Below are 2406 nucleotides of genomic sequence, written 5' to 3'. Positions count from 1 at the left end.
AGCGCCATGACCCTGCTGCTCGTGGCCCGGCAGGTCGACGTGTCGGTGGGATCCGCCATCGGCTTCGCCGGCGCCGTCTTCGCGGTGTTCGCCAGGGACTACGGCATGGCTTGGGGAGTCGTCGCGGCGATAGCAGCCGCCATGGCGATCGCAGGCATCAACGCGGTGGCGATCATCAAGTTCCGGGTCAACTCGATCCTCACCACGCTCGCCACCCTCGTGGCCTTCCGCGGGGCCTCCAAGCTCGTGATGGACGGGCGGGCCGTCCGCGTCGAAGGGTTCAGGTTCCTGGGACGGACCCGCTTCGAGGTGTGGGGAATCGAGATACCCGTAGCCGTGATCGTGCTGCTGCTGGTGGTGGCGATCTTCTACGTGGTCATGCGCCTCACCAAGTACGGCCAGCAGATGTATGCCATCGGCGCCAACCCCCAGGCGGCGCGGCTGGCGGGGATCCCGCTCGAGAGGCAGGTGGGTATCGCGTTCGTCCTCACCGGAGCGACCGTCGCCCTGGCCGCCATGATCGTCGTGTCCCAGGTGGGTGCGGTGTCCCCCACGACCGGGGAGAGGATGGAGTTCCTGGCCCTGACCGGGGTGATCGTGGGCGGCGCCAGCCTGTACGGGGGGAGGGGCTCGGTGATCGGAACCCTGGTGGCCATCCTCATCCTGGCGGTGCTGGACAACGGTCTCGTTCTGCTGCAGGTCCAGTCCTTCTGGCAGGAGGTGTCGAGGGGCGTCCTGCTGCTGGGTGCGGTGGTGTTCGACCAACTGGGACGGCGGGAGGCGGAAGTCAGGATGGATGTGTGATGTTCGGGGGAGAGGTACGTCCGCGCCGCGCCGGGGTAGCCGTTCCATGAGCTACGTCACCGTGCCGGGCGCTCCATTGCTGGACATCAGAGGTCTGTCCAAGCACTACGGGACCATCCGCGCCCTGGACGACGTGAGCTTCACCCTCGACCGGGACGAGATCGTGGGCCTCCTCGGCGACAACGGGGCGGGCAAGTCGACCCTGGTAAAATGCCTGGCCGGCGCCGTCATCCCGACCGCCGGCGAGGTCTACCTGCACGGCGACCGCAAGGTGTTCTCCACGCCCGCGGAGGCTCGCCACGAGGGAATCGAGACCGTCTACCAGCAGCTCGCGTTGGTCGACATCTTCGACATCCCGGCCAACTTCTACCTGGGCCGCGAAGTGGTCAGGGGCGGGTGGCGCGGGAAGCTGGGGATACTCAACCGCAGGTTGATGCGGAAGAGGGCCCGGGCCGCCGTCGAAGCCCTCCCTGCCCGGTTCCCGAACCTCGATGCCGACATCGAGACCATGTCAGGGGGGCAACGCCAGGTAGTGGCCATTTCCCGTGCCGGGTTCTGGGGTGGCCGGCTCCTGCTGCTGGACGAACCCACCGCCGCGCTGGGTGTCAAGGAAGCCGCCGCGGTCCTGGAGATGATCGGGGCGATGGTGTCATCGGCCGAGACGGACATGGCGATGATCGTCATCTCCCACAACATGGAGCACGTGTGGTCGATCTGCACCCGCCTGCTCATACTCCGCCAGGGGCGCCTGGTGGCGGACCTGCCCAAATCGGAGACAACCCGCCAGGAAGTGGTGGCCCACATCACCGGCGCCACCGCCTGAAGCAGGAGCAATATCATCGTCTGGAACGTGGGCGCCGGGCTGGACGGTAGGGGGGTCATGGTCACCGGCGCCGCCCAGGGGATCGGCAAGGCGACCGCGGAGGCCTTCGCCGAGGCAGGGGCGCGGGTGTTCGCGGTCGATGTTCAGGGGGAGGAGGTCGCTAGGACCGTCACCGGCTTGGCTTCGCCCTCCCGTCACCGGGCGAAGCGTTACGACCTCCGCGACATAGCCGGACTCGGCGGCCTGGTGGAAGAGGCATCCGACTTCCTGGGGAACTTGTGGACCCTCGCCCACGTGGCCGGTGTCCTGCGACGGCAGCCCCTGGACGAGGTGGGCGAGGAGGAGTGGGATCTGCAACTGGACGTCGACTTGAAGGCGGGGTTCTTCCTGTGCCGGGCGTTCGGTGAGGCTCTGGTCGCCGACGGGCGGGGCGGGAGGATCATCAACTTCTCCTCACCGGGATTCATCCGGGGTACCAGGCTGGGGGCCCATGCCTACGTAGCGGCCAAGGGCGGGGTGGTCTCGATGAGCCGTGACTTCGCCCGGTGGTACGGGCCGCACGGGATCACCGTCAATAGTCTCCTCCCCGGCCCGATCGACACACCCATGCAGCACACCGACAACACAGAGGAGGTCGTGGCTGCCGGAGTAGCCGCGTGCCCGCTAGGGCGGCTGGGCCAACCGTCCGAGGTCGCATCGGTGGTTGTCTTCCTGGCCTCGGATCACGCGAGCTACATAAGCGGCGCCGCCATCAGCGTCACCGGCGGCGCCCTCATGTA

The 2406-nt window shown here is 67.7% G+C and carries 3 protein-coding genes; all 3 read left to right on the top strand.

All coding sequences use genetic code 11. From position 1 onward, the window contains the following. The coding region (locus tag OXK16_07375) for an ABC transporter permease (GenBank protein ID MDE0375768.1) at positions 1-804 on the top strand (804 nt) is incomplete at its 5' end. 46 nt (positions 805-850) lie between these two features. Beyond that, on the top strand, positions 851-1627 hold the full coding sequence (locus OXK16_07370) for an ATP-binding cassette domain-containing protein (protein MDE0375767.1): 777 nt from the start codon (positions 851-853) through the stop codon (positions 1625-1627). A 27-nt stretch (positions 1628-1654) separates the two neighbouring features. Next, positions 1655-2406 (top strand): SDR family NAD(P)-dependent oxidoreductase (locus OXK16_07365; protein MDE0375766.1); only part of this gene is annotated, 752 nt, incomplete at its 3' end.

This window comes from bacterium (genome assembly GCA_028821235.1).
Taxonomy (GTDB): Bacteria; Actinomycetota; Acidimicrobiia; order Spongiisociales; family Spongiisociaceae; genus Spongiisocius.
This window is presented reverse-complemented; position numbering and strand designations above follow the sequence as displayed.

Coding starts and splice junctions, on each gene's coding strand:
- OXK16_07370 (MDE0375767.1), top strand. CDS start 851: ATGAGCTACGTCACCGTGCCGGGCGCTCCATTGCTGGACATCAGAGGT.